Annotated in this window: 3 protein-coding genes; all 3 read left to right on the top strand. The window is 53.7% G+C overall.

What is annotated here, in order from left to right:
* Positions 1 to 124 precede the first annotated feature (124 nt).
* Positions 125 to 2,083: an RAMP superfamily CRISPR-associated protein gene (locus tag NW807_RS09520; protein WP_414425951.1), complete on the top strand. Its 1,959-nt coding sequence runs from the start codon at positions 125 to 127 to the stop codon at positions 2,081 to 2,083.
* Positions 2,084 to 2,115: 32 nt separating this feature from the next.
* The gene (gene csx18 / locus NW807_RS09515) at positions 2,116 to 2,415 is read left to right on the top strand and encodes a CRISPR-associated protein Csx18 (protein WP_099812781.1); all 300 of its coding nucleotides are present in this window, start codon (positions 2,116 to 2,118) and stop codon (positions 2,413 to 2,415) included.
* 56 nt (positions 2,416 to 2,471) lie between these two features.
* Positions 2,472 to 2,655, top strand: a 184-nt coding sequence (locus NW807_RS09510; RefSeq protein ID WP_414425950.1) for a CRISPR-associated endonuclease Cas1, incomplete at its 3' end; no start/stop codon positions are given.

The following is a 2,655-nucleotide window of genomic DNA, read 5'->3' as shown; positions in this document are numbered from 1 at the left end:
TCCCCAATCTTGTACCTCAACTCATTCGACGCGCCCTAGAAATTGGCACCAGCGCTATGTTGCGCAAATTTCGGCAAACCCTTGGCAATTCCTAACGCTGTTTCCCACTTTTGGAGAAGATCCCATGACTGGCAATCGCCCTACTCGTCCTGGCAACGCTCCTCAGCCGCTTCCTCGTCCCCCCAGGCCAGGGGATCCCAGCCGCCGGCCGCCTCAGGAAAATCGGGGCCCTAATTCTCCTAGAGGAGGCAATGGAGGGGGAAACCAGCCGCGCGGTGGAGGAGGCAACAATCCTCCGCCCTCACCGTGGCTAGGTCACCCCTTGGATCCCACGCCCAACCCCGGTCCCACCGCTGGCTTTGTTGAATATTTGCGTTGGATGCGAGCGCCGCTCGATGCTTTTAAAGACGGCACCAAGGCGGAGCTGGCGCACCAAGTGGAAACCAGGATCAACTTTGGAGCTCGCTTGAAGGTTTTGAATGAGCGCACCCAGCGTATTGCCAGCAACACCTTTCAGGTCACCTGTCCCTGGCGAATTCGAGTCGGTGGAGCCAAAGGCCCGGAGAGCATGCTGCTCCCTGCTTTCGATCACTTAGGGATCCCTTACATTCCCAGCTCCACCCTGCGCGGCGTAGCCCGATCCCAGGCCATTCGAGAGCTGATGCGGGAGCGCAACCTCTCTTGGGAGGAAGCGGACAAAGCTGTAGCTCCTTGGTTTGGTCACCTACAAGCTGGCGAACAAGACAGTGCTGGCAAGGTAATTTTTCTGGATGCCTACCCTATGCCCACTCGGCCCCAGAGGCGGGAGGATCCCGATAACTCCAAAACCGGAGGCCTGGCGGTAGATATTGCCAACAATATCTGGAAATGGAATGGAAAGAATCTTGACTACTCGCCTAACCCTAACTTGTTCTTTTCTCTCAAACAAGCCACTTTTTTGATTGGCCTACGCAAAGGCCCCGGCTGTACTGACCAGATATTGGCTCAAGTCAAGGAGTGGCTGATCCGGGGCCTAGAGCAAGGGGTGGGATCGCAGGTGAATACTGGCTATGGCCGGCTGATCCCCCTAGGAAAATCGCTGGACAAGATGCAAGGGGAATTCTTGCGGCTGCCCTTTGAGCTAGAAGGCCAACTCATTCACGGGCGTCAAGTAGCTAACTGGAATCCGGATAGGAATCGCTATGATAATCGACCCATTGCCGAAGTGCGGCCTGTGGCTTTTAAGAATATGCTGCGCTACTGGTTTCGCACTTTTGCCTTAGGGGTTCTGCCAGTTGTTCAGGTGCAAAAGTGGGAGGGCCAACTTTTTGGCTCCATCACCCCTGAGCAAAAACACGGCTGGATCCATGTGGATTTGCTGAACGGCAAAGTCTCTCGGCCGGAGCCCAATCAGCGAAGAGAAGTCGCAGGCCAACAAGAAGGGATCCTTGTCTTGAGTTTTTCTAGCGAGTGCCAAAATTACGCTTCCCCAGCAGAGCAGGAGGCGGTGAAAAGGCTCTTTACTAACCTCACCTGGATGATGTTCCATCTGGGGGGTGTGGGCCAAGGTGCTAGAAGACCCTGCTACTCCCGCCAGGATCGCGACCGGCCTCCCTGGTGGCGCGGCTCTACCCTAATTCCCAGGTCGGAGGATGCCTTTTGGAAGCTGGCGGAGTCGGTGGCCGGGTTTCAGAAGCTTTTCCAAAAGCGCCTGGGCAACTTCTTTGACGCTCTCAAGACTCTAACCAAGCAGGCCATTAACCCCGATAGCCCAAGAAGTGCTGGCCAGGTTCAGAGGGATAAATGGCCGCAAGCGGTGGATGCCAACTGCAGGATCGTAGTCTGCAGCGGCGAGGAAGATTTCAACAAACCCTATGCCCTGGCAACTTTGCATCGCTTAGGCCGACAAGATGAAGGCCGGTACGACAAATTCTTGTGCGGGGGTGTACAGGGAGGTGCTCTGCCCTCTCCGGTTTGGATTGCCGATTTGGGTGATTACCAAGTGGTTACCGTTTTTGGGGCAACGGCAGATCCTAGGAAAAAGTATCTTGAGGAGCTCAAGAAAGATGCTGATGATTTTCAAGTAATCTGGCCCTTGAGATAGAAGAAATCTCGAAGAATTTTTGGAGAAACAAAATGCCCAAAAAGAAGATCAATGCCAAAGTTCTCAGAAACCTTGTTACAGCCGTAATCAATGGCTCGATTACACTGGCCATTTTGCTCATTGCTCCCTTGGGCCTGGCAGCCGTGATTACCAACACTATTTTGGTTGCCATTGCCAGCTTCTTTTCTGGAAGCTTAACAGAGATGGTCATGGATCTTTTGTCAAGCCCTGAAATTGACGTGGAGGTTTTGCCAGAAGAGCGCCAATCCAAGACCAGCACTTCCATAGAGCCAAGGCGAGGCTCAGAGAGTCTGCGTCGAGATGATCAATAATGCGAACCTTGTATGTTTCCCAGCAAGGGTGCAGGCTAAGCCTCAGGCAAGAGTTTGTGCTGGTTCATTTGGGCGAGTCGCTCTTGCAAGAGATGCCTCTGCCCTTGCTGGAGCAAATTTTAATCTTTGGCCGCTCTCAGGTGACTACCGATGTTGTGAGGGAGTGCTTGAAGCGCAATATCCCCATTGCCTATCTCTCCCGGCTAGGCTATTGCTATGGTCGCCTTGTTCCTATAGAGA

The sequence above is a fragment of the Synechococcus sp. R70.1 genome (genome assembly GCF_047461675.1).
Taxonomy (GTDB): domain Bacteria; phylum Cyanobacteriota; class Cyanobacteriia; order Thermostichales; family Thermostichaceae; genus Thermostichus.
Note: the sequence above shows the minus strand (reverse complement) of the source record. Positions and strands in the feature narration are given on the sequence as shown.

What these genes read in the sequence shown, in the direction of transcription:
- NW807_RS09520 (WP_414425951.1), top strand. Translation starts at nt 125, where the DNA reads ATGACTGGCAATCGCCCTACTCGTCCTGGCAACGCTCCTCAGCCGCTT.
- csx18 (WP_099812781.1), top strand. Translation starts at nt 2,116, where the DNA reads ATGCCCAAAAAGAAGATCAATGCCAAAGTTCTCAGAAACCTTGTTACA.